The organism is Polaromonas aquatica (assembly GCF_042659145.1).
Lineage (GTDB): Bacteria > Pseudomonadota > Gammaproteobacteria > Burkholderiales > Burkholderiaceae_C > Polaromonas > Polaromonas aquatica.
Map to the genome: position 1 here is coordinate 87789 of NZ_JBHSRS010000002.1, position 24621 is coordinate 112409.

The 24621-nt window shown below is 59.7% G+C and carries 23 protein-coding genes; 10 read left to right on the forward strand and 13 right to left on the reverse strand.

Going from position 1 to position 24621, the window contains the following annotated elements:
- Positions 1–69: 69 nt before the first annotated feature.
- Both ACFQND_RS01070 and lexA read right to left on the reverse strand, forming a co-directional pair.
- Positions 70–1077: a D-2-hydroxyacid dehydrogenase family protein gene (locus ACFQND_RS01070; protein WP_371435445.1), complete on the reverse strand. Its 1008-nt coding sequence runs from the start codon at positions 1075–1077 to the stop codon at positions 70–72.
- A 797-nt stretch (positions 1078–1874) separates the two neighbouring features.
- Positions 1875–2579 (reverse strand): transcriptional repressor LexA, encoded by a 705-nt coding sequence (lexA, locus tag ACFQND_RS01075; RefSeq protein WP_371435446.1) that lies wholly within the window; start codon positions 2577–2579, stop codon positions 1875–1877.
- Positions 2580–2720: 141 nt separating this feature from the next.
- On the opposite strand from lexA, the gene ACFQND_RS01080 reads away from it, so the two are divergent.
- Positions 2721–3677 (forward strand): asparaginase, encoded by a 957-nt coding sequence (locus tag ACFQND_RS01080; RefSeq protein ID WP_371435447.1) that lies wholly within the window; start codon positions 2721–2723, stop codon positions 3675–3677.
- Here ACFQND_RS01080 and adk read toward each other — a convergent pair.
- The 6 genes from adk to ACFQND_RS01110 all read right to left on the reverse strand — a co-directional run bounded on the left by adk (position 3674) and on the right by ACFQND_RS01110 (position 7668).
- A complete protein-coding gene (gene adk / locus ACFQND_RS01085; RefSeq protein WP_371435448.1) occupies positions 3674–4330 on the reverse strand; it encodes an adenylate kinase in 657 nt (218 codons plus the stop codon). The two genes, ACFQND_RS01080 and adk, sit on opposite strands and share 4 nt — an antisense overlap.
- A 188-nt stretch (positions 4331–4518) precedes the next feature.
- Positions 4519–5277, reverse strand: a complete 759-nt coding sequence (kdsB, locus tag ACFQND_RS01090) for a 3-deoxy-manno-octulosonate cytidylyltransferase (protein ID WP_371435449.1) — start codon at positions 5275–5277, stop codon at positions 4519–4521.
- A gap of 32 nt (positions 5278–5309) precedes the next feature.
- Positions 5310–5492: a Trm112 family protein gene (locus tag ACFQND_RS01095; protein WP_371435450.1), complete on the reverse strand. Its 183-nt coding sequence runs from the start codon at positions 5490–5492 to the stop codon at positions 5310–5312.
- On the reverse strand, positions 5482–6504 hold the full coding sequence (gene lpxK / locus ACFQND_RS01100) for a tetraacyldisaccharide 4'-kinase (protein WP_371435565.1): 1023 nt from the start codon (positions 6502–6504) through the stop codon (positions 5482–5484). The genes ACFQND_RS01095 and lpxK overlap by 11 nt, the downstream gene beginning before the upstream one ends.
- A gap of 54 nt (positions 6505–6558) precedes the next feature.
- Entirely contained in the window at positions 6559–6987 is a 429-nt protein-coding gene (locus ACFQND_RS01105) for an ExbD/TolR family protein (protein ID WP_371435451.1), read from the reverse strand.
- 42 nt (positions 6988–7029) lie between these two features.
- Positions 7030–7668, reverse strand: coding sequence for a MotA/TolQ/ExbB proton channel family protein (locus ACFQND_RS01110; protein ID WP_371435452.1), 639 nt, complete (start codon positions 7666–7668; stop codon positions 7030–7032).
- 365 nt (positions 7669–8033) lie between these two features.
- Between ACFQND_RS01110 and xseA the strand changes: the two genes are divergently transcribed.
- From xseA to ACFQND_RS01125, 3 genes are all read left to right on the forward strand, one after another.
- Positions 8034–9329 (forward strand): exodeoxyribonuclease VII large subunit, encoded by a 1296-nt coding sequence (gene xseA, locus ACFQND_RS01115; protein ID WP_371435566.1) that lies wholly within the window; start codon positions 8034–8036, stop codon positions 9327–9329.
- Between the two features lie 51 nt (positions 9330–9380).
- Positions 9381–9962 carry a superoxide dismutase gene (locus ACFQND_RS01120; RefSeq protein WP_371435453.1) on the forward strand — a complete coding sequence of 194 codons (582 nt, stop codon included), beginning with the start codon at positions 9381–9383 and terminating at the stop codon, positions 9960–9962.
- Positions 9963–10324: 362 nt separating this feature from the next.
- Entirely contained in the window at positions 10325–12562 is a 2238-nt protein-coding gene (locus ACFQND_RS01125) for an NADP-dependent isocitrate dehydrogenase (protein WP_371435454.1), read from the forward strand.
- 103 nt (positions 12563–12665) lie between these two features.
- Here the strand turns inward: ACFQND_RS01125 and ACFQND_RS01130 are convergent, their stop codons facing one another.
- Together ACFQND_RS01130 and ACFQND_RS01135 are read right to left on the reverse strand one after the other, a co-directional pair.
- The gene (locus ACFQND_RS01130) at positions 12666–13085 is read right to left on the reverse strand and encodes a DUF192 domain-containing protein (RefSeq protein ID WP_371435567.1); all 420 of its coding nucleotides are present in this window, start codon (positions 13083–13085) and stop codon (positions 12666–12668) included.
- A 166-nt stretch (positions 13086–13251) separates the two neighbouring features.
- The gene (locus ACFQND_RS01135; RefSeq protein ID WP_371435455.1) at positions 13252–13749 is read right to left on the reverse strand and encodes a hypothetical protein; all 498 of its coding nucleotides are present in this window, start codon (positions 13747–13749) and stop codon (positions 13252–13254) included.
- A 33-nt stretch (positions 13750–13782) separates the two neighbouring features.
- Here ACFQND_RS01135 and icd point away from each other — a divergent pair, with 33 nt between their 5' ends.
- The 5 genes from icd (at position 13783) to sbcB (ending at position 21046) form a co-directional block, all read left to right on the forward strand.
- Positions 13783–15036, forward strand: coding sequence for an NADP-dependent isocitrate dehydrogenase (icd, locus tag ACFQND_RS01140; RefSeq protein WP_371435456.1), 1254 nt, complete (start codon positions 13783–13785; stop codon positions 15034–15036).
- Positions 15037–15215: 179 nt separating this feature from the next.
- Positions 15216–15593, forward strand: a complete 378-nt coding sequence (clpS, locus tag ACFQND_RS01145; RefSeq protein WP_371435457.1) for an ATP-dependent Clp protease adapter ClpS — start codon at positions 15216–15218, stop codon at positions 15591–15593.
- 67 nt (positions 15594–15660) lie between these two features.
- The gene (gene clpA, locus ACFQND_RS01150) at positions 15661–17997 is read left to right on the forward strand and encodes an ATP-dependent Clp protease ATP-binding subunit ClpA (protein WP_371435458.1); all 2337 of its coding nucleotides are present in this window, start codon (positions 15661–15663) and stop codon (positions 17995–17997) included.
- Between the two features lie 114 nt (positions 17998–18111).
- On the forward strand, positions 18112–19569 hold the full coding sequence (gene cls / locus ACFQND_RS01155; RefSeq protein ID WP_371435459.1) for a cardiolipin synthase: 1458 nt from the start codon (positions 18112–18114) through the stop codon (positions 19567–19569).
- A gap of 22 nt (positions 19570–19591) precedes the next feature.
- A complete protein-coding gene (gene sbcB, locus ACFQND_RS01160) occupies positions 19592–21046 on the forward strand; it encodes an exodeoxyribonuclease I (RefSeq protein WP_371435460.1) in 1455 nt (484 codons plus the stop codon).
- Between the two features lie 15 nt (positions 21047–21061).
- On the opposite strand, the gene ACFQND_RS01165 is transcribed toward sbcB, so the two are convergent.
- A complete protein-coding gene (locus ACFQND_RS01165) occupies positions 21062–22162 on the reverse strand; it encodes a saccharopine dehydrogenase family protein (RefSeq protein ID WP_371435461.1) in 1101 nt (366 codons plus the stop codon).
- Positions 22163–22333: 171 nt separating this feature from the next.
- On the opposite strand from ACFQND_RS01165, the gene ACFQND_RS01170 reads away from it, so the two are divergent.
- Entirely contained in the window at positions 22334–22765 is a 432-nt protein-coding gene (locus tag ACFQND_RS01170) for an Lrp/AsnC family transcriptional regulator (protein WP_371435462.1), read from the forward strand.
- Positions 22766–22965: 200 nt separating this feature from the next.
- Here ACFQND_RS01170 and ACFQND_RS01175 read toward each other — a convergent pair whose 3' ends face one another.
- Positions 22966–23631 (reverse strand): glutathione S-transferase, encoded by a 666-nt coding sequence (locus ACFQND_RS01175; RefSeq protein ID WP_371435463.1) that lies wholly within the window; start codon positions 23629–23631, stop codon positions 22966–22968.
- A 21-nt stretch (positions 23632–23652) separates the two neighbouring features.
- A complete protein-coding gene (gene trhO, locus ACFQND_RS01180) occupies positions 23653–24600 on the reverse strand; it encodes an oxygen-dependent tRNA uridine(34) hydroxylase TrhO (RefSeq protein WP_371435464.1) in 948 nt (315 codons plus the stop codon).
- Between the last annotated feature and the right edge of the window lie 21 nt (positions 24601–24621).

Genomic DNA, 24621 nt, shown 5'->3' on the forward strand with positions numbered 1-24621 from the left:
TCAACATCCGGGTGCATGCAACAGGCTTTGCCGAGGCACTGCAGGCCCGGAGTCATGCGGGCTGCGCGTTCAGCGCCGGACCTGAAGGGCGCCCGGATTGACGATGTTCGTCGGCGTGCCCTTGATGAAATTGACAACGTTGTCAAACGCGGCGCCGAAATACATCTCGTAGCTGTCCTGTTCCACGTAGCCTATGTGCGGTGTGCAGATGCAGTTTTCCAGCCTCAGCAGGGCGTGCCCCTGCAGGATGGGCTCGGACTCGAACACATCCACTGCAGCCAGTCCGGGACGGCCACGATTGAGTGCTGCGATCAGTGCGTCTGGTTCGATCAGTTCTGCCCGCGATGTGTTGACCAGCAGTGCGGTTGGTTTCATGCGCGAAAGGTCATCGAGTGTCACGATGCCGCTGGTCTCATCATTCAGACGCAGGTGCAGGCTGAGGACGTCGCTCTGCTCGAAAAACTCGCTCTTGTTGCTGGCGACCTCGAATCCGTCGGCCTGTGCGCGCTCCAGCGAAGCCTCGCGTCCCCAGATCACGACACGCATGCCAAAGGCGCGGCCATAGCCCGCCAGAAGCTGCCCGATTTTTCCGTAACTCCATATGCCCAGGGTTTTGCCTTTCAATACGGAACCGAGCCCGAAGTTTGGCGGCATGGACACTGATTTCAGTCCGGCCTGCTGCCAGGCGCCGTGCTTCAGGTGGGCGACATAGTGGGGTATGCGCCGCATGGCCGCCATGATCAGTGCCCATGCGAGTTCTGCCGGCGCCGTCGGTGATCCGACGCCCTCGGCCACTACAACACCGCGCTCAGTGCAGGCTCCCACATCAACATGCGAGCCGACCCGCCCGGTCTGGGCGACCATTTTGAGTTTTGGCAGTTTTTCGATCAATTGGCGGCTGAGGTGCGTGCGCTCGCGAATGAGCACAATCACTTCCGCATCCTTGAGCCGAACCGATAGCTGGCCAATGCCTTTGACGGTGTTTGTATAGACCTTTGCGGGGTAGGCGTCGAGCTTGGAGGCGCAGGCCAGTTTTCGCACTGCGTCCTGGTAGTCGTCGAGGATCACAATATTCATGCCGATATTGTGCCTGCAAGTTTTTCAATTCCGGGTTTGCCTCACTGGGGTATGGGCATTAATTTGCGGGTAAAAGAGAATTCCTTCGTATCAGTGACGCACTCCGGCAGCACGTTTTCAGCTCACGGTGAACGGGCATTTGCAACGATGCGCTGACCTGATGCAGGCGAGCTGCCGCGCGGTCAGGCGGGTGCATCACGTGACATGACGTCCTCTGGCCGGAATGCGGAAGAATTCCGGATGCCGAACAGCGCGCGGGCGCCATGGGATGCGCAGGTTTAATGTGCGACCGATTCGCGCTGTGCCATGCGGTCCAGCTCTGCACATACATCCGCCATCCGGCCTGAAATCACCATCCGGCCTGCACAGGACGGTCCCATGCCGGCCTCAAATGCACGCACAATTCTCAGGCGGCTCGGTGCTGAGCGGGTGAGGGGGGCAGCGGCCCGGCAGGATTTTGCTGTAGCCCTCGCTGCAGCCAGGCGCGGCAAGCCGCTTGTTGTGCAGAGCTGCATGTTTTGACTGGCAGGGCGGGTATTTCTGCTGCTTGCAATAACAGCTTGTGGGGCCACAAACAGCGAAAGCAGGGCTTGCCATGGCGCGAGCAAAGCAGAAAGTACTGGTATGCGTGAAAGATTCGGTGAAAAACTGCTGATTCCCATGATGAGCTCCGGATTAAGAGAGGTTTACACAGGCAGGATTGCGATGCGGCCATGCTGCCGCAAGAAGACCGCTGCAGCAGGGTGTTGGCCAATCGGTTAGCCAAACGCCCGCCACCTGCTGCGCAGTCAGGTCGGTTACATCAGCATCGTGTTGCGGATCAGGCCCACGGCGAGGCCTTCCAGTTCGAAGGGTTCACCGGGTTCCACCACGATGGTTTTGAAGTCGGGGTTTTCAGGCAACAACTCAATCAGGTTTTTGGTGCGACGGAAGCGCTTGACGGTAACCTCGTCGCCAAGGCGAGCCACAACGATCTGCCCGTTTTTGGCTTCGCTGGCCTGTTTGACGGCAAGCAGGTCGCCGTCCATGATGCCGACATCCCGCATGCTCATGCCGCGGACTTTCAGCAGGTAGTCGGGCTGCTTGTGGAACAGGCTGCTCTCAAAATAATAGGTTTGTTCAATGTGCTCCTGCGCGAGAATGGGACTGCCAGCAGCAACTCGCCCCACCAGAGGCAGGGCGAGTTGGGCCAGGCTTTGCAACGGCAGGGAAAACTGTTTGATGCGTGATTCGTTCAATGTACGCAGGGTGTCGCTGCGCAGTCGTATGCCGCGTGAGGTGCCGCTGACCAGTTCAATGACACCCTTGCGTGCCAGCGCCTGTAGGTGTTCTTCGGCGGCGTTGGCTGAGCGAAAGCCCAGCTCGGTGGCGATCTCGGCCCGGGTGGGCGGCGCACCGGTACGGGCGATGGCGCTTTGGATCAATTCCAGGATTTGCTGCTGGCGGGCTGTGAGTTTGGGGCCTTCAGATGGCATATCGGAAAAGTGATTCAAAGTGCTCATGGCGAAAACTCCTTGGAGGTCTTGGCAACGAAACAGGTCGGAGCAGTATGCATTGCCTCGATCAAGCTGTGTTAATAACCAGTAACTGTATTTTCATCCAGTTTTTTGCGAAACGCAAGTCAATTCAAAACCAATTCAGTTATGCAAAGTAAAAAGATCGTGATTTTGGGGACAGGGGGCACCATTGCAGGCCGTGCCGGCAATGCCTTTGACAACGTCGGCTATACCGCCGCGCAAGTGGGTGTGGATGAACTGGTGCAGGCCATTCCTGCGCTGGCTGCGGCAGGCGAGCTGATAACCGAGCAGCTTGCCCAGCTTGACAGCAAGGACATGACTTTTGCGGTGTGGGGCCAGCTGGCTGAACGGGTTGGCTATTTCCTTGCGAGGGACGATGTGCAAGGCGTGGTGGTGACACACGGCACGGACACGATCGAAGAGACGGCCTTCTTTTTACAGTCAGTGCTGAACCCCGCCAAGGCTGTTGTGCTGACCTGCGCCATGCGGCCAGCGACCTCTCTTGCGCCGGATGGGCCGCAAAACATGCTGGATGCGGTCACCGTGGCACGCCATGCCGGGGCGCAGGGTGTGACGGTGGTTTGCGCAGGTGTGGTCCACGGCGCGCTGGATGTCCAGAAGGCCCATACCTACAGGCTGGATGCATTTAGCTCGGGCGATGCCGGGCCTGTGGCCTATGTGGAGGAAGGTCAGCTGAAAATATTGAGGAATTGGCCCATGGCCGAGGTGGAACGTGCGCAACCAGCTATTAAAAATATAGCATTTGCAGGGAGGCCGTGGCCCAGGGTGGAGATTGTGATGAGTTACGCTGGTGTCGGCGGGGCCGTGGTGGAGGCTCTGGTTGCCCAGGGTGTGCGGGGCCTGGTGCTTGCGGGCACGGGCAATGGAACGGCGCACCGCGATCTTGAAGCTGCCTTGCTGGAGGCGCAGGCCGCCGGCGTTCGTGTCATCCGGGCAAGCCGCTGCGCCAATGGCCGGGTGTTGCCTAAAACCGGTGATGCTTTTGATGATTCACGGGGCCTGAGCCCCGTCAAGGCGCGCATCGCCCTGATGCTTGCCCTGATGGCGCAAGGCGCAGCTTAAGCTGCCAGTGCTGCGAAAGCTCTTGCCGTGATCTCGTCAACGGTGCCCATGCCGCTGATGGCGCGGTAGGCGGGGGCCAGCGCCGGCTCGGCCTTGGCCCAGCGGGAGTAGTAGTCCACCAGCGGGCGGGTCTGGGCGCTGTATACCTCCAGCCGCTTGCGTACGGTTTCTTCCTTGTCGTCCTCGCGCTGGATCAGGGGCTCGCCGGTCACATCATCCTTGCCCTCGACTTTGGGCGGGTTGTATTTGACATGGTAGGTACGGCCGGATGCGGTATGCGAGCGACGGCCGCTCATGCGCTCGATGATGGCCTCAAAGGGAACGTCGATTTCAAGCACATAGTCCAGCTTGACACCAGCGGCCTTCATGGCGTCTGCCTGGGGAATGGTGCGCGGGAAACCGTCAAACAGAAAACCTTTGTCGCAGTCGGGCTGTGCAATGCGCTCCTTGACCAGGTTGATGATCAGGTCGTCACTCACCAGGGCGCCGGAGTCCATTATTTTTTTGGCTTCAAGCCCCAGCGGGGTGCCGGCCTTGACGGCTGCGCGCAGCATGTCGCCTGTCGAAATCTGCGGAATGTTGTATTTCTGGCAGATAAAAGTAGCTTGGGTTCCTTTGCCTGCACCAGGTGCGCCCAACAAAATCAGTCTCATGGATGTCCTCGTATTTTTATGAATTCAGTGGATTGCTTGCCAAGTCATCCCGTCAGTTGCCGGGCAAGTCGGAGAGGCGGCGGCATATGCCGGGAGATTGACACCCAATCAGAAGCACCGCAACCGTTTTTCCAAGGATAGCATGCACCTCTTGATGTCAGCTTACACAGGCTGCCCGGGATGGCGATCTACGGGAATAGTTTGCGAACCTGGATCAGGTCTTCCGGTGTATCAATGCCAATCCCCGGGGCCGTGTCGGTGATGTGCACCGCGATGCGGTGGCCATGCCACAAGGCCCTGAGCTGCTCCAGTGACTCCAGCTGCTCCATAGGGGCTTGCGGCAAGGTCGGAAACAGCCTTAAAAATCCCACGCGGTAAGCATAGATGCCTACATGGCGCAACGGTTTGGGCAAGGCACTACCGGACTTCCACCACGCCTGGCCCGCAAAGTCGCGTGCGGCCGGAATCGGCGAGCGGCTGAAATACAGCGCGGTCTGGCGTGCATCCAGCACGACCTTGACGATATTGGGGTTCTGCACATCGGCCAGTTCCTCAATGGCGTGAGCCGCAGTACTCATGGCGCAATCGGGGCGGGCCGAGAGCAGCGACGCGACTGCATCAATCAGGCCGGGGTCAATCAGGGGCTCATCTCCCTGCACGTTGACCACCAGTGCATCGTCGGACAGGCCGAGGATGTCACAGGCCTCGGCAAGCCTGTCGCTACCGCTGGGATGATCGCCCCTGGTCAAAACCGCCCGGATGCCAAAGTCAGCGCATTTTTCAATGACTTCCTGGCTGTCGGTCGCGATCACGACCTGGCTGGCGCCGCTTTTTAATGCGCGTTGCGCAACGCGAACCACCATGGGTGCGCCGCCAATGTCTGCAAGGGGTTTGTTGGGCAGGCGGGTGGAGGCCAGGCGTGCGGGAATAAGAACGGTAAAACTCATGCCAATGAAGTCAAGTGCAATTCAGTCAACAGTCACAGGCCGAGTTCTTCGTCAGTCAGCGTCCGTGCCTCGGTTTCCAGCATCACGGGCAGTCCATCGCGAACGGGATAGGCCAGCCGGGCGCTTTTCGATATGAGTTCTTGCTTCTCGCGGTCATATTCGAGAGGCCCTTTTGTGACCGGGCAAACCAGGAGTTCGAGCAGTTTAGTGTCCATGGCGTGATGGTAATTGAGAAAGCAGGGGGGCCAGCAGCGCATCCACGGCGGACAGGAAAGTGGGCTCGGGCACAAATTGCAGCGGAACCGCGAGCAGGCGGATGGATGCCATGGCGGGCTGCCTGAAGAGCTTGACCGCATCCTTCTCGGTACACAGCACCGTCGTGCCCTTTTGAACGGCCAACTGGTAGCCCGAGAAGTCGTAGTGATCCGGCAGGCTGATCGTCCGGTCAAGACTCAAACCGGATGATCTCAGCATGTCAAAAAAGGCGTCAGGATTGGCAATGGCGGCCAATGCCACCAATGGCTGTCCCCGCAAGCTGCTCAGCGAAACCTTGCTGCCATCCATGGCTACGGCGTGGTCGGCCAGTTGCCTTGACGAGCGGAATCCTTCGAAAGCTGGTGCACGCCCGGTGTGCAAAACGATGTCAACGCCGCCGCCGTTTCTTGCCGGCCAGGGTTCGCGCAAGGGGCCGGCAGGCAACAGCCATCCGTTGCCTATACCGCGATCGTCAAAAACGGCAATTTCGATATCGCGTTTCAGTGCGTAATGCTGCAGTCCATCGTCACATAGCAGAACCTGTGTTTCTGGATGGGCATTGAGCAGTGCCCTGGCTGCATCCACACGCTTGGGTGCTACAAATACCGGAGCATTTGTTGATTTTTTAATGAGGGCTGGCTCGTCACCGGACTCAAGCAATGGGGTGTCGGCAAACACCTCCTGGCACTGCTGCCCGGACCGTCCGTAGCCGCGCGAAACGACTCCAACCTTCAAACCCTGGCCCTGAAAGTGTTTCACCAGAGCCATTACCAGCGGTGTTTTTCCCGCACCGCCAGCCACTACATTGCCGACGATGAGCACCGGGACGTTCATCCGTGTGGAGCTGAAAAAGCCTGAGCGGTAAAGCAGGCGCCGCACACCGGTGAGCAAACCATAGATTTTGGAGACTGGCCACAGCAGGCACGCCAGCCAGCCCCGGCCCAGCCAGGCTTGCTGCACGGCATTGTTCATGTGCTGGCTGACGTTACCTGAAGGAGCCAAGGTAAACGCGGTGTTGAAAAATGACTAGCGAACACCGGCCTGGGCGGTGCTCTGCGTGGCAAACGTAATCTGGGTAAAGCCGCTGCGCCGCGCGGCCTCCATCACCGTAATGACCGACTGGTGGGTGGCGCTGGCGTCCGCGCTGATGATGATCACACTGTCTTTTCCGGCCTTGGCTGCCTGGACGAGGGCTATACCCAGCGCCTCAATGCTGCGGCCGCTTACGGCCGCCTTGTTGATCATGTAGCGGCCATCGCTGCTGACCGCCACGATGACCTCCTTGGGATAGTCACGCTGCTGCTCGGCGTCGGCCAATGGCAGCTTGATCTGGAGCTCCGTGAACTTGCTGTAGGTGGTGGACAGCATCAGGAAGATCAGCACCACCAGCAAAACGTCGATAAACGGGATCAGGTTGATCTCGGGTTCATCGCGCGAGCCCCGGCGAAAGTTCATGGCAGGTGTCCTGGTGTGGTGGCGAAGTGGCCGGCGTGGAAATTATTTTCTCAAGGTATTGAGATGGCGCACAAAGCGCTCGGAGGCCAGTTCCATCGTCAGCAGATGGCCGTCCACTCTTGCCCGGAAATAGCGCCAGAAAATGAGAGAAGGGATGGCCACAATCAGGCCAAAGGCGGTGTTGTATAGCGCAATCGAAATACCCTGCGCCAGTTGGGCAGGATTGCCGCCCGTTGCACTGCCGACGGCACCACCGCCAGCCTGCGAACCGAAAATTTCGATCATGCCAATGACTGTCCCCAAAAGGCCCAGTAGCGGTGCAGCTGAGGCGATGGTCGCCAGAGCGGCGAGGTAACGTTCAAGTTTGTGAGCGGCCTGGCGGCCTGCGCCTTCAAGGGTGGAGCGAAGGTCATCTTCACTGAGGCGGGGGTTTACATTGAGTGCCCTGAAACCACTTGCAAGAACCTCACCCAACAGCGAATTTTGCTCCAGTTGCGCCACCACATCAGGTGAGGGAATGGCGCTGCGGGACACGGTAATGGCCTCGTCAATCAGCTTCTGCGGGGCGACTTTTCGGGTTTTGAGACTGCTAAAACGCTCGATGACCAGCGCGAGAGCCAGGATGGAGCAGGCAACCAGGGGCCAGATGGGCCAGCCTGCGGCTTGTATGATCGAAAACAACGCACATCTCCCAGCGAATAAATTGAAGTGGATTATGGCTTACCGGGCTCAATGCTCTGTTGTCTTTGCGCGGCGTTCAGCAGAATTGGGCTGCATCGATTTTTGTAGGCGGTAACTCACAGAAGCTGTGGATAACTTTGTGAGCAAGTGCGGTTGGATTCCTTGCTAGGCCGCACCAGATCTGCCGTGTGACAGAACGATGAAATTTTGAGCAGAATTAAGTTATTTAAAATCAATGAGTTACACGAACTCTCCGTCGTCCCGGCATCATCTTGTGGGTTTCATCCAGACGCTGTGGGCCTCTGTGGAATATTACCCCCCGAAAACGCAGGGGATTCGCCATGATTGACGTGCCGGATGGCTTCATGGGGGGCGCCTCTGGCGCTCGCGCCGGCGGGGCCGCGGGTGTTCGTATCTGGCCTGTCGGGTCCTTGCTCAGGGCGATTGCCGACAGCCTGGAGGCACGCTTTAATCCGGTGGCCGTCCAGGGCGAAATTTCAGGGTTTTCGCGTGCGGCCAGCGGGCATTGCTATTTTTCGCTCAAGGACGACCAGGGGCAGATTCGCTGCGCCATGTTTCGCCGGGCCGCATCGCTGCTGGATTTTGCCCCGCGCGACGGCCAGATGGTTGAGCTTCGTGGCCGCCTGGGTGTCTATGACGCACGTGGTGAGCTGCAACTGGTGGTCGAGTCCATGCGCCAGGCAGGGCAGGGCAGCCTGTTTGAGCAGTTCCTGAAACTTAAAGCGCGACTTGAAGCAGAAGGGCTTTTTGATTCAAGCCGCAAACGACCCTTGCCCGTGATGCCGAGGGCGATCGGCGTGGTGACGTCCCTGGGCGCGGCCGCCTTGCATGATGTCGTGACCGCCCTGCAACGCCGTGCGCCCCATATCCCTGTCATTATTTATCCAGCAAGTGTCCAGGGTGGGCAGGCGGCTGGCGAGTTGCGGGAGGCCTTGGTCAAGGCTGGCCAGCGCAATGAGGTTGATGTTCTGTTGCTGGTACGCGGCGGCGGGGCGATGGAGGATTTGTGGGCATTTAATGATGAGCAACTGGCCCGCGCCATCGTCGCATCGCCCATGCCGGTTGTCAGCGGCGTGGGTCATGAGACCGATTTCACCATCGCTGATTTTTGTGCGGATATGCGTGCCCCGACGCCAACGGCAGCTGCGGAACTGAGCGTTCAACCGCAGGCTGTGTGGCTGGATGCGCTCGGGTCGGTATTGTCGCGCCTGCAGAACGGGGTGGACAGGCAGTTGCAGTCCTGCAATCAGCGGCTGGATATGGTCGCCTCGCGCTTTAGCCGTCCATCGCATTTTGTGACCAGGCAACAGGCGCGGCTGGCGGCCCATGCGCAAGACCTGCAGCATGCAACGCGCACGGCCTCCGTCCGTTTTGCAGGCAGCCTGGAGGCGCTTGAGGCGAAGTTTCCGAAAGCCATTGCCGACGCGCTTCAAAAACAGGCTGGACGGCTTGAAAACGCGCAGCTTCGCCTGGATCTCTTGAACCCTGCGCTGGTTTTGCGGCGAGGGTATGCCTGGCTGACCGACGTCGAGGGCCTGGCCATTACCAAGGCCAGCCAGACCCACATTGGACAAGCGGTACGTGCTACCCTTGCCGATGGCGAGGTCGATTTGACGGTGTCTGCGCCGCGGCTTATTTAGTTTTTACAATCGCCTCATAATTTTTTATCACCCCACCACAAGAGGAAATTCATGGAACACAAACTCCCCCCACTTCCCTATGCGATTGATGCCCTGGCGCCCAACTACAGCCAGGAAGCCTTTGAATACCACCATGGCAAGCATCACAACGCATACGTCGTCAATCTCAACAACCTGCAAAAAGGCACCGAGTTTGAAGCGATGACCCTGGAAGAAATCATCAAGAAGTCCAGTGGCGGCATCTACAACAACGCAGCGCAGATCTGGAACCACACCTTTTTCTGGAGCTGCATGAAGCCTGCTGGCGGTGGCGAGCCTTCCGGTGCGCTGGCAACGGCCATCAACGCCAAGTTTGGTTCCTACGCGGCCTTCAAGGAAGCCTTCGTCAAGTCGGCTGTCGGCAATTTCGGTTCAGGCTGGACCTGGCTGGTGAAAAAGGCCGACGGTTCTGTTGATATCGTCAATACTGGCCCGGCCGGCACACCGCTGACCACTGCCGACAAGGCGCTGCTGACGGTGGATGTCTGGGAGCACGCCTATTACATCGACTACCGCAACCTGCGTCCCAAGTTCGTTGAGACCTTCCTCGACAAGCTGGTGAACTGGGATTTTGCGGCCCAAAACTTCGCCTGAAGTCCTTCTGGCTGTTGAGCCATGAAACCTGAGCAAAAGGGCTCGAAGAGTGATCTTCGAGCCCTTTTGCTTTTTGTGTTTTTCTGTGAGGTACTTGTTTGACCTGGACCTTGGTGTGCCCTCGTTAAAAAGCCCGGGAGGTCGTACTGGCTGCAGGCTTTTTTGACGTTGCGAAGCTTTTTTCTGGCTTGAATGAAAAAATAGTTCATTCAAATGCCTGTAAATTTCACATTGCGAGATTGCATTGCAAAAAATGCGAAATGGGCAAGAGCCTCTAAAGCAAAATCAGGCGACTTCCGATTCTTGCTGCCAGTCTGTGACCCAGCTGGCGGCATTTCCATACCAATTCCTGGAGATAAGAGATGAGCACCGAGCAACCCACCATGATCTACACCCTGACCGACGAGGCTCCGCTGCTCGCGACCAGTGCGTTTTTGCCGATTATTCGCACGTTCACCGCACCGGCCGGCATCAAGGTCACCACCAGCGACATTTCGGTGGCGGGGCGTATCCTGGGCGAGTTTCCCGAATTTCTGGCCGAGGCGCAGCGCGCGCCCGACAACCTGGCCGAGCTGGGCCGTCTGACCCTGCTGCCCGATACCAACATCATCAAGCTGCCCAATATCAGCGCTTCGGTGCACCAGTTGGTCAGCGCCATCAAGGAACTGCAAGGCAAGGGTTATGCGGTACCGGATTTTCCGGAAGACCCGAAGACCGATGAAGAAAAGGCGATTCGCCAGCGCTATTCCAGGTGCCTGGGCAGCGCCGTGAACCCGGTGCTGCGCGAAGGCAACTCCGATCGCCGTGCGCCTGCCGCCGTGAAGAATTACGCCCGCAAGAATCCGCACAGCATGGGTGAGTGGAGCATGGCCTCGCGTTCGCACGTGGCGCATATGAAGCATGGGGACTTCTACCATGGTGAAAAGTCACTGACGCTGGACAAGGCGCGTGACGTGAAAATGGAGTTGCAGACCAAAAGCGGCAAGGCTGTCGTCCTGAAGGCCAAAGTGTCCTTGCTGGCCGGCGAAATCATTGACAGCATGTTCATGAGCAAGAAGGCGCTGTGCGACTTCTATGAAGATCAATTCGAAGATGCGCGCAAGACCGGCGTGATGCTGTCGCTGCACGTGAAAGCCACAATGATGAAGGTTTCGCACCCCATCGTGTTCGGCCACGCCGTGCGCATCTTCTATAAGGAAGCCTTCGCCAAACACGGCAAACTGTTCGACGAACTGGGTGTCAACGTCAACAACGGCATGGTGAACCTGTACGACAAGATTGCCACCTTGCCGACGTCAAAAAAAGAAGAAATCATCCGCGACCTGCACGCCTGTCACGAGCACCGGCCTTCGCTGGCCATGGTCGATTCGGCCAAAGGCATCTCCAACCTGCACGCGCCCAACGACGTGATCGTCGATGCGTCCATGCCAGCCATGATCCGCATAGGCGGCAAGATGTGGGACGCCAACGGCAAGCCGCAGGACACCAAGGCGGTCATTCCCGAGAGCACCTTTGCTCGCATTTACCAGGAAGTCATCAACTTCTGCAAGACCAACGGCAACTTTGACCCGGTGACCATGGGCACGGTGCCCAACGTGGGCCTGATGGCGCAGCAGGCCGAGGAATACGGCTCGCACGACAAGACTTTCGAGGTGACGGAAGGCGGCGTGGCCAACATCGTCGACCTCGCCACCGGCGAAGTGCTGCTGTCGCAGAATGTGGAAGCTGGCGACATCTGGCGCATGTGCCAAGTCAAGGACGCGGCGATCCGTGATTGGGTCAAGCTGGCCGTCACGCGCGCCCGCAACTCCGGCATGACCGCCGTGTTCTGGCTGGATTCGTACCGTCCGCACGAGGCCGAACTGATCAAGAAGGTGGAAACCTACCTGAAAGACCACGACACCAAGGGCCTGGACATCCAGATCATGTCGCAGGTTCGGGCCATGCGATACACGCTTGAGCGCGTGATTCGGGGCGTCGATACCATCTCGGTGACCGGCAACATCCTGCGCGACTACCTGACCGACCTGTTCCCAATCATGGAGCTGGGCACCAGCGCCAAGATGCTGTCCATCGTGCCCCTGATGGCCGGCGGCGGCATGTACGAAACCGGTGCAGGCGGCTCCGCGCCCAAGCACGTCCAGCAACTGGTCGAAGAAAACCACCTGCGCTGGGACTCGCTGGGTGAGTTCCTTGCGCTGGCCGTGTCGCTGGAAGACATGGGCATCAAGACCGGCAATAACAAGGCCAAGATCCTGGCCAGGACGCTGGATGCCGCGACGGGCCTATTGCTGGAGAACAACAAGAACCCGTCACCCAAAACGGGTCAGCTGGACAACCGCGGCAGCCAGTTCTACCTGGCCATGTACTGGGCGCAGCAACTGGCAGCACAAAAGGACGACGCAGCCCTGGCCGCGCAGTTCGCTCCCCTTGCCAAACAACTGACCGACAACGAGGCAACCATCGTGGCCGAACTGGCGGCAGTGCAAGGCAAGCCGGCAGATATTGGCGGTTACTACAAGCCCGACTTCAACAAGCTTGATGCCGTGATGCGGCCGAGCAAGACCTTGAATTCGGCATTGGCGTCTGTCAAGGCGTAACCCGGGGCCGTTAAAGTAGCCCGCATGGAGGCACCAGAGGCGATCCGGACGGCAGTCCGGGTCGCCTTTGTTCTTTCCGGGCTATCGGCGTTTGATGGTCAGCTCAATTGCGTCCGCTAAATGGCTGGCCACCCAGCTTGCTTCCGGCCTTGATGCCGCGCTTGGCAAACCAGCCCTGGTTCATCTCCAGGACATAGCGAACGGGTTGGGCAGAGCAGTGTGAGTTCGTTGTCTGGGGCTTCATGTCGGCCAGGTTCACGATCGTGCCGTCATCGGCAACAAATGCAGCAGTCAACGGCAGCAGGGTGTTTTTCATCCAGAAGCATTGCCCGGCAGGCTGCTCGAACACAAACAGCATACCTTCATGTTGAGGCATCTCCTTGCGGAACATCAGGCCGATCTGGCGTTGTTCGGGTGTCAACGCGACTTGCGCGTCGATCTGGTGCATGCCCGCCGTAATCTTGATGCGCTGCAGGTCCGTCTGTGGCGCGTCCTGTGCATGGGCAGGCAGCGTCGCCAGCATAAGGACTGTGCTTGAGAAAAGCGTGCCGACCAGGGCTCGCAGCAGGAAACGGGATGCGTTGAATTTTGATGCCATGGCTCAATGCGGGTAATTGCGGGGTACAAGCATAAACGACGCCCATAAAAAATGCCCGCACAGGGCGGGCATCTTTACGAAAAGCCTGGAATTACTTCTTGGCTTCGGTTTTTGCTTCAGCTTTCACTTCGGCTTTTGCAGCAGGCTTGGCTTCAGCCTTTTTTGCAGCAGCGGCTTCAGCCTTTGCTTTTTTTGCGGCTGCTGCTTTTTCTTTCTTGGCTGCACGTGCAGCTGCTTTTTCTTCCTTGGTCATTTTTGCAGCAGCTGGCTTGGCTTCAGCTTTTGCAGCTGGAGCGGCGGCAGCGGGTGCTGCTGCGGCGGCAGGAGCCGCTGCTGGTGCAGCAGCAGGAGCTTGTGCGAAAGCAGCGCCAGCAGCGAAGAAACCGGCGATCAGGGTAGCGATGAGTTTGTTCATTTGAAATTTCCTGGAATAACGTTTTAAAAAAAAGTACCCCGAAAATTTCGGAGGCATTACCGTAACGAGGTCCGTTTGCAATCGGTTGACAGCCCGGGCCAACATTTTTCCGGGAATATGTTTGGGACTAGAATTTGAGGGTTTTTCCCTAAGCCAATAAAGCTGGCTTTTCATTGACGCATTACTGCTGACTGGAGACTCTTCTACATGTACAAGCACATCAAGGTGCCCGCCCAGGGTCAAAAAATCACGGTCAACGCCGACAATTCGCTGAATGTCCCGGACGAGCCGGTCATTCCCTTTATTGAAGGCGACGGCACGGGCGCGGACATCACGCCCGTCATGCTCAAGGTGGTCGATGCGGCGGTTGCGAAGGCTTACGGCGGCAAGAAAAAAATCCACTGGATGGAGGTGTACGCCGGTGAAAAGTCGACCAAGGTGTACGGCCCTGACGTCTGGCTGCCCGAAGAAACGCTGCATGCCGTGCGCGACTATGTGGTGTCCATCAAGGGTCCGCTGACAACGCCGGTTGGTGGAGGCATCCGCAGCCTGAACGTCGCCATGAGGCAGGAGTTGGACCTCTATGTCTGCCTGCGTCCCATCCAGTATTTCAAGGGTGTGCCATCGCCGGTGAGAGAGCCCGAAAAAACCAATATGGTCATCTTTCGTGAAAACTCGGAAGACATTTACGCGGGCATCGAGTTTGAATCCGGCAGCGACAAGGCCAAAAAGCTCATCAAGTTCCTGCAGGATGAAATGGGCGTCAAGAAGATTCGTTTCCCGAATACTTCCGGCATAGGCGTCAAACCGGTGTCCAGCGAAGGTACAGAGCGCCTGATGCGCAAGGCCATCCAGTACGCAATCGACAATGACAAACCCAGCGTGACCATCGTGCACAAGGGCAATATCATGAAGTTCACCGAGGGCGGCTTTCGCGACTGGGCCTATGGGCTTGCGCAAAAGGAGTTTGCTGCCGTGCTGATCGACGGTGGTCCATGGTGCAAGCTCAAGAACCCCAAAACGGGTAAAGACATTGTTGTCAAGGACGTCATTGCGGATGCTTTCCTGCAGCAAATCCTGCTGCGTCCTGCCGAATATTCGGTGGTTGCAACCCTGAACCTCAATGGCGACTACATTTCCGACGCGCTGGCCGCCCAGGTGGGGGGGATCGGCATTGCTCCGGGCGCCAACCTGTCCGATACCGTGGCCTGTTTTGAGGCGACCCATGGCACGGCACCGAAGTACGCGGGCAAGGACTATGTGAATCCAGGTTCCGAAATCCTGTCCGCAGAGATGATGCTGCGCCACATGGGCTGGACCGCAGCTGCGGACCTGATCATCAGCTCCATGGAAAAATCCATTGCCTCGAAGAAGGTCACCTACGACTTTGCCCGCCTGATGGAGGGCGCAACCCAGGTCAGCTGTTCCGGCTTTGGCCAGGTCATGATCGACAATATGTAAAGCTGGCCTGCTTCTGGTCACTTGGCAAGCCGCCCGGGAGCGATCCCGAGGCGGTTTTTCCGTTGAATGGCTGTTAAAAAAGTCCATGCAGGCCGCTTGAATGTCTCGTTCCCGCCACCACTGTCTTTTGAATCCCCTATCGAGCACACAGACCATCACCGATGGCTAGAATGAAATCCATGGCTACCCAATCCCCGAAAACCCCGAAGATTCCCCCAGCGCCTGCCGCACCGGTTTTCAAACCTGAAGACGGTCGTGGTGGGGATGCGGTGGTGCTCGAGCGCCGGCCCCAGAAAACGAAGCCGCCCCAGATGTACCAGGTGGTGCTGCTCAATGACGACTACACCCCGATGGAGTTCGTGGTGGTGGTCATCCAGGAGTTTTTCAACAAGGACCGTGATACCGCCACCCAGATCATGCTCAAGATCCATCTGGACGGCAAAGGCGTTTGCGGCGTGTTCTCAAAGGACGTGGCGGCCACCAAGGTGGACCAGGTCACGGAAGCCGCGCGCAAGAATGGCCACCCCTTGCAGTGCGTCAGCGAGCCTATTGAATAATGAAAAATGCGGCCAATATTCCATTCATGAGTTCAACCATCAACGCAGCAAGCCGAAAGGAAAATCAATGATTGCCCAGGAATTAGAAGTCAGCTTGCACATGGCCTTTGTCGAAGCGCGCCAGCAACGCCACGAGTTCATTACCGTGGAACACCTGCTGCTTGCCTTGCTGGACAACCCCAGTGCGGCCGAGGTGTTGCGCGCCTGCTCCGCCAATGTTGATGATCTGCGCAAGTCGCTGGCCAACTTCATCAAGGACAACACCCCCCAGGTGGCGGGCGCCGATGACGTGGATACGCAGCCCACGCTGGGTTTCCAGCGCGTGATCCAGCGCGCCATCATGCATGTGCAGTCCACCGGCAACGGTAAAAAGGAAGTGACTGGCGCCAATGTGCTGGTCGCCATTTTTGGCGAGAAAGACTCGCACGCCGTGTATTACCTGCACCAGCAGGGCGTGACGCGCCTGGATGTGGTCAATTTCATCGCGCACGGCATCAAGAAGAGCGATCCGCCCGAGCCTGCCAAGGCCGGTGAAAGCGCGGCTGAAAACGAAGAAGGCGGCGAAAAGAACGAAAAGGCCTCGCCGCTGGAGCAGTACACGCAGAACCTGAACCAGCTCGCCAAGGATGGCAAGATCGATCCGCTGATCGGCCGCCAGTACGAAGTCGAGCGCGTGATCCAGATCCTCTGCCGCCGCCGCAAGAACAACCCGCTGTTGGTGGGTGAGGCCGGCGTGGGCAAAACCGCCATCGCCGAGGGCCTGGCCTGGCGCATCACGCAAAAAGACGTGCCGGAAATCCTGGCCGAGGCGCAGGTGTACTCGCTGGACATGGGTGCCTTGCTGGCCGGCACCAAATACCGCGGTGACTTCGAGCAACGCCTCAAGGGCGTGCTCAAGGCCCTGAAAGACAAGCCCAACGGCATTCTGTTCATCGATGAAATTCACACCCTGATCGGTGCCGGTGCGGCCTCGGGCGGCACGCTGGATGCGTCCAACCTGCTCAAGCCGGCCCTCAGCTCGGGCCAGCTCAAGTGCATAGGCGCTACCACCTTCACCGAATATCGCGGCATCTTCGAAAAAGATGCGGCCCTGTCACGGCGCTTCCAGAAGGTAGATGTGGTCGAGCCTTCCGTGCAGGAAACCGTGGATATCCTCAAAGGCCTGAAGTCGCGCTTTGAAGAGCACCACGGCGTCAAATACGCCCTGGCGGCCCTGCAAGCCGCTGCCGAGCTGAGCGCCAAGTACATCAATGATCGCCACCTGCCCGACAAGGCGATTGACGTGATTGACGAGGCGGGTGCTGCCCAGCGGATTCTGCCGGCGTCAAAGCGCAAGAAGACCATCACCAAGACCGAGGTGGAAGAGATTGTGGCCAAGATTGCCCGCATTCCGCCCGCCAACGTGTCCAACGATGACCGCGGCAAGCTGAAAACGCTGGAACGTGACCTGAAAAGCGTGGTGTTCGGCCAGGACAAGGCGCTGGATGTGCTCGCTTCGTCTGTCAAGATGGCGCGTTCGGGCCTTGGCAAGGATGACAAGCCGATTGGCTCCTTCCTGTTCTCAGGCCCCACGGGCGTCGGCAAGACCGAAGCGGCCAAACAGCTGGCCTACATCATGGGCATCGAGCTGATCCGCTTTGACATGTCGGAGTACATGGAGCGCCATGCCGTGAGCCGGCTGATAGGCGCGCCCCCGGGTTATGTCGGTTTTGACCAAGGTGGCCTGCTGACCGAGGCGATCACCAAGAAGCCGCATGCCGTGCTGCTGCTTGACGAGATCGAAAAGGCGCATCCGGACATCTTCAATGTGCTGCTGCAGGTCATGGACCACGGCACCTTGACGGACAACAACGGGCGCAAAGCCGATTTCCGCAATGTCATCATCGTCATGACAACCAATGCCGGTGCCGAGACCATGAACAAGGCGACGATTGGTTTTACCAACCCGCGTGAAGCTGGCGACGAGATGGCGGACATCAAACGCCTGTTCACACCCGAGTTCCGCAACCGCCTCGATGCGGTGGTGAGCTTCAAGGCGCTGGACGAAACCGTCATCCTGCGCGTGGTCGACAAGTTCCTGTTGCAGCTTGAAACGCAGCTGGCCGAGAAAAAGGTGGAAGTCACCTTCACCGATGGCTTGCGCAAGTACCTCGGCAAAAAGGGCTTTGATCCGCTGATGGGCGCGCGGCCAATGCAGCGCCTGATCCAGGACACGATTCGCCGTGCCCTGGCAGACGAACTGCTGTTTGGCCGCCTGATGGACGGCGGCCGCCTGACCGTCGACATGAAGGTCACGACCGACGAAAAGGGCGTGGAAACCGGCGAGGTCGAACTCGACATCCAGCCGCTGCCGAAGAAGGAAGGCAGGGCCAAACCCGAGGCGGAGGCCGCCGAGACGAACTAGAAACGGGTTCCAGGCGCTGATTTTCCAGCGCTTGCCCAAAAGGCCGGTAGCATCACGCTATCGGCCTTTTTTTATTCCGCCCGCACTCAACCCAGAATTAAAGATTCTTTCGCCTTGACGCTTCCAGAACTCAGCTCCGAATGGAAAACCGGCCTTTCTTTGGCCTGGAGTGCCTATATCGCGGTGCTGTCGATCTGGATCGTGATGCAAAAGCGTGCCCCGGTGTCCACCATGAGCTGGATACTTTCCCTGGCCCTGCTGCCTTTTGCGGGCTTTGTTATCTACTATTTTCTGGGCCCGCAGCGCCTGAAGAAACAGCGCCTCAAACGGCTGCGCAGCCGCGCCGGCGAGCGCAGTGATGCCGACCTTGCCCTGTTGCGCGAGGCGGCTGAAGCGGCGCCCGAGTCCTTGCGGCAGATGGCCGCGCTGGGCACCGCCGCCTGCGGGCTTCCGGTGTCGAGCGCCACCGCGGTTGAGCTGCTTTCCGGCGGTGCACGGACTTTTGACAGTATCTTCGAGGCTGTACGCGGCGCGCGCGATCATGTCCACCTTGAGTACTACATCTTTGAGCCCGACCGGATAGGCACGGCCTTGCGTGACCTGCTGGTGCAAAAGGCCATGCAGGGTGTTACGGTGCGCCTGCTGGTCGATGCGCTGGGCTCGCAGCGCCTTGGCCGCAAATTCCTGGCACCGCTGGAAGCTGCCGGTGCCCATGTCGCGCTGTTTCACGATACCCGCATAGGCCGTCGCCTGCGCCCTGTGACCAACTATCGCTCCCACCGCAAGATCGTGGTGTGCGATGGGCGTATCGGTTTTACCGGTGGGGTCAACATCACCGACGAAGAGGACATGCGGACCCGCACCGACGCCTACCACGACGTGCACCTGCGCATTGAAGGCAGCGCCGTGCGCTGGCTGCAGACCACCTTCCTGGAGGACTGGGCCTATACCACTGGCGAGTACCCTAACGACACTACGCCCGCGCTTCCGCATCTGCTGCCGCGCCTGCTGCCTGTCATGGAAGCCGGTGAGATACCGGTGCAGATCGTCACCAGCGGGCCGGACAGCGGGCTGGAAGCCATACACCGCATGCATGTCACCGCCATCAACACGTCCACCCAGCGCGCCTGGCTGACCACGCCTTATTTTGTCCCGGGTGAACCCGCGCTGATGGCGCTGACGAGTGCGGCGCTGCGCGGCGTCGACGTGCGGCTTCTGGTGCCGCGCCGCAGCGACAGCCTGGTTGTGAGCGCCGCCGCGCGCTCCTACTTCAATGAACTGATCGCCGCCGGTGTCAAGGTCTGGGAGTACAAGGCGCGCATGCTGCATTCCAAGACGCTGGTGGTGGACGACAATTGCGCCATGGTGGGCACGGCCAACTTTGACAACCGCAGTTTCCGCCTCAACTTCGAAGTGATGGCCGTCGTCTATGGCCCGGCGCTGGCAGGGCCGCTTGCGGCACAGTTCGAGACCGATCTCCGCAGCGCGTCTGCCGTGCCAGCCGGGCGCCAGCAGAGCTTCCCCATGCGCCTGGCCGATGCAACGGCGCGGCTGTTTTCCCCCTTGCTCTGAACCTTCTGAATCTGAACCTTTCATGCTCTCCCACACCTTTCTCTGGCACGACTACGAAACCTTTGGCCTGAATACCCGGCGTGACCGGCCCGCGCAGTTTGCCGGCATACGCACCGACGCGGAGCTCAATGAAATCGGCGAGCCGCTGATGATTTACTGCCAGCCCGCCAACGATTATTTGCCCGACCCGGCTTCCTGCCTGATCACCGGCATCACACCGCAGCTGTGCCTGGAGCGCGGCCTGCCCGAGCATGCGTTTGCGGCGCAGATCGAAGCCGTGCTGGCCCAGCCCGGCACCATAGGCGTGGGTTACAACACCATTCGTTTTGACGATGAAGTCACACGCTACCTGTTCTGGCGCAACCTGATAGACCCCTACGCACGCGAGTGGCAAAACGATTGCGGCCGCTGGGATTTGCTCGATGTGGTGCGCATGGCCTATGCGCTGCGACCCGAGGGCATCGTCTGGCCAATCAAGGAAGACGGCCCCCATGCAGGCAAGCCCAGCTTCAAGCTCGAAGACCTGGCGCGTGCCAACGGCTTGTTGCACGAAGCCGCGCACGATGCCCTGTCAGACGTGCGCGCCACGATTGCGCTGGCGCGGCTGATTCGCACGGCCCAGCCCAAACTCTTTGACTTTTGCCTGGGCCTGCACAAAAAGGATCGCGTGGCGGCCGAGCTGGGCCTGCCCGCCAGCGCCCAGACGGCCAGGCCATTTCTGCATGTGTCGGGCATGTTTCCGTCCGAGCGCGGTTGCCTAGCCGTGATGTGGCCGCTGGCAACACACCCGACCAATAAAAACGAGCTGCTGGCCTGGGATCTGGCGCATGACCCGGGTGAGCTGCCGCTGCTTGACGTGGCCACCCTGCGCCAGCGCCTGTTCAGCAAGTCGGCCGATTTGCCAGAAGGTGTACAGCGTCTGCCGCTTAAATCGGTACACCTCAACAAGTCACCCATGGTCGTGCGCAAGCTGGCCACGCTGACACCGGAGATGGCGGCCAAATGGGGCGTGGATATCGAAGCTGTCCTGCGCAATGCCGAAAAGGCCGCCGGCCTGCCCGACATGAGCGCCATCTGGCCAGAGGTTTTCCAGCGTCCCAAAGAGGCTACGCCGGATGTTGATGAGGATTTGTACGGCGGATTTGTAGGCAACGCCGACCGCCGGCGCCTGAACCAGCTGCGCGCCTTGTCGCCTGCAGAAATGGCGCATAGCCGCACCGGCTTTGACGATGAACGGCTGGCGGAATTGGTGTTCAGGTACCGCGCCCGTAATTTTGCAGATACGCTTTCGCCGGAAGAAAACGAGCGCTGGGAAGCGCATCGCGCTGCGCGCCTGCTGGAGGGCGAGGGCGGGGCGCGCAATGTGGATGCGCTGTTTGCCGAGATTGACACGTTGTCGGAAACCGCCGATGAGCGCGGCGAGGCGATTTTGGGGGCGCTGTACGACTATGCAGAGGCTATAGCGCCCGAGCTCTAAGAGCTGGGCCGTCGCTCAGGCCGCAGCCCGCTCCGCCGGATGCTCCGCGAATGCCTTGCCAAAACGGTTGGCCAGGAAATCACCCAGGGCGATGTCCTCCTGGCGGATAAAACCCCGGGCGGGTAGCCGCCGCGTAGCCAGCAAGTCCAGCACCGCAGAAATGCCTGAAGCTGTGGTGATCTGGATCGCACTGCGCAGCACGCCGCCGGCCACCTGGCTGTAGACCTTGTGGGCGTAGGTTTCCTGCATCAGCCGGCCGTCGCGCTGGCCGCTCACGGTGACAAACACGATGACCACATCCTGCAGCGTGGCCGGCAGGGCGTTTTCCAGCAGGTCCTTGAGCACATGGCGGCGCTCGCGCAGGCGCAGGTCGTTCAGCAGCACTTTCATGATGGCTGCGTGGCCGGGGTAGCGTATGGTCTTGTAGTTGAGGTGGGTCACCTTGCCCAGCAGTGTCTCGCACAGGGTGCCCAGGCCGCCAGAGGTGTTGAAGGCCTCGTAGGTGACGCCGTCGAGTGAAAACTCCTCATGTTCGGCAAGCGGCGGCACCTGGCGCAGCACGCCTTCGACAATGGCTTCGCAGGGCTCGCAGTATTCATTGATGACGCCGTCGGTGCTCCAGGTCAGGTTGTAATTCAGCGCATTCGAGGGGAACTGCGGCAGTGCGCCCACGCGCATGCGCACGCTGTGCAGGCTGTCAAAGCGCCGGCACAGGTCGGCCGCCACGATGGAGACGAAACCCGGTGCCAGACCGCATTGCGGGATCAGCGCCGAGTGCGCTGCCCTGGCCAGTTCCCTCACCCGCCGCGTGCTGGCCACGTCTTCGGTCAGGTCCAGGTAATGAACACCCTGCGCAACAGCCGCCTCGGCGATCGGTGTGGTGAGGTGAAACGGTGCCGCGCTGAGCACCGCGTATTGCCCCGCCAGCGCCGCACGCAGGGCAACGGGATCGGTGATGTCCAGCCTGAGCCCATGTACACGCGGGCCGGTCTTGATGCCGGCCAGCGCCGCCTGTGAAGAGTCCGCCACGGTAACGGCATAGTCCGGTGTGCTGCCCAGCAAGGCAGCGATGGCGGAGCCGATTTTTCCGGCGCCAACGACCATGATCTTTTTCATGGGGTCTCCTTGGGGCAACACCCCGAAGCAGGGGCATGACCCATTGTGAAACGCCGCTCAGGCAGTTGGTAGTGTCAATTTATGCAAATTGAACTCATAATTTAGCCAAATCAGCATAAGAAACATGCGATTTATCTAGACGGTTTTGCCTCCCAGTTACAGGAGTTGCCCATGAACCTGGACGCCATAGACCAGACCTTGCTTGCCGAGTTGCGCGAGAACGCGCGCTGCCCCACGGCCTTGCTTGCGCGCAAGGTGGGGCTGTCGCGCACCGCAGTGCAGGCCCGCATCACGCGGCTGGAGCGCGACAAGGTGATCACAGGTTACGGCGCACGCACCGGCGAAGCCTACGAGAAGTCGCAGGTATCCGCTCACGTGATGCTGACCGTGGGCCCCAAGCTCTCCGGCCCGGTAGAGGCGGCGCTGCGCAAGATTCCGGAGGTGCGCTCGCTGCTGTCCATCAGCGGCGCCTTTGACATGATCGCCATCGTGCAGGCCGGCTCCATCGAAAGGCTGGATGCGCTGATAGACGGCATAGGACTGCTCGATGGGGTGGAGCGCACCCATACCTCGGTGGTGCTGTCCACACGTATCCAGCGTTAACGCGGCAAGCATGCGGATGCTATTTATTTGATAGCTGGCCACGCTTGTTTCTGGCCGGCCACGGGCCTTTTTTATCTAAAAAATGGCATTTTTGGCATTGGGGGAGCCGAAATTGCCGCCTGACGCAGGTTTTGACCTCCGCCAGGCCTGTTTTTAGGCATCAAATAGGCCCGCAGCCAAATAGTGACAAGCGCAACCAGCTATCGATTTGATAGCGGCTGCCACGCCGCATGCTTGTGCATGACGCTGGCGTAAAGCGCACTGCCTTCAAAATCTGCCAGCCAGGCCTGCAGGCGCGGCCAGTCTTGCGCTGCAAACCAGATCGCATCGGTATGGGCGTACTGGCGTACAAAAGGCAGGATGGCGATGTCGGCCAGGCTGGTGCGAGTGCCCAACAGCCAGCCGCCGGCCAGCATGGCGTCTAACCGGCCCAGCCAGCGCGCGCCTTCCGCCCGATGTGTTTCGGCGAATGCCTGCGGCGCGTCGCCGCCCGGCTCCTGCGGATAGCGATTCGGGTATTTGTAGCGGTCCAGGTGCTGCTTGAATGCACCGTCGTTCTCGCTTACCAGCGCCAGCATGTCATCAATGGACGCCTGCGCCGGCGCAAGCCAGTTTTCGGGATCGCTGCGGCGCAGCGCCCACAGCATCACGTCCAGGCTTTGCTCTATGACCTTGCCATCGGGCAGCACCAGCACGGGCACGGTGCCCTTGGGCGAGGCGGCCAGCATGTCGGCCGGCTTGTTGCGCAGCACGACCTCGCGCAACTCATAAGCCTGGTCGCTGACAGCCAGCGCCAGCCGGGCGCGCATGGCATACGGGCAGCGGCGAAATGAATACAGGACGGGCAGGGGCGGTGCGCCGGTCATGGGCAAGTGAGTGCTTGAAATTCAGGCGCCGGGCTGGCGCACGCCTATGTGGGCTGCCTGGCGCTTTTCGGCCAGCTCGACCTGACGCTGGCGTTCGCGATAACCGGCTTTTTGTTCTTCGGTTGTCTTGCCGTGGCAGTGCGGGCAACTCACGCCGAGTTCATAAAGCGGTGAGGCGCGGTCGGCGTCGCTCAAGGGGTCGCGACACGAGCGACACAGGGTGAAGTCGCCGGGTTTGAGCCCGTGGCCGACCGACACGCGCTCGTCAAACACAAAACACTCGCCTTGCCAGCGGCTTTGCACCTCGGGCACGGTTTCCAGGTATTTCAGGATGCCGCCTTCCAGGTGGTAGACCTCGTCAAAGCCTTTGGAGCGCATCAGCGCGGTGGATTTTTCGCAGCGAATGCCGCCTGTACAAAACATCGCAACCCGGGGCTTTTTGCCATCCACCGGGGCCAGCTTGCCGCCTTCGGCCATTTCGCGTTCCACCCAGCCGGGCAATTCTGAAAAGCTGCTGGTGGCGGGGTTGATCGCGCCTTCAAACGTGCCTATGGAGACTTCGTAGTCGTTGCGGGTGTCCACCAGCACCACGCCGGGCTCGGCCAGCAGGGCGTTCCAGTTTTCAGGCTTGACGTACTCACCGGCCATCAGAGCCGGGTGTACCTCGGGCACGCCCATGGTGACGATTTCACGCTTGAGGCGCACCTTCATCCGGTAAAACGGCAGGTGGTCGGCCCAGGCCTCTTTATGTTCCAGCGCAGCCAGGCGCGCATCGCTGCGTAAATACGCCAGCACCGCACGCACGCCGGCTTCGGGTCCGGCAATCGTGCCGTTGATGCCTTCCGCCGCCAGCAGTAGCGTGCCCTTGACACCCTGCGCCTCGCAGCAGGCCAGCAGCGGCGCCTGCAGGGCAGCGTAGTCGGGCAGCTCGACAAACTTGTACAGGGCGGCAGTCAGGAAGGAGGGCATCGCGGTCAGGTAGAGGAAAGA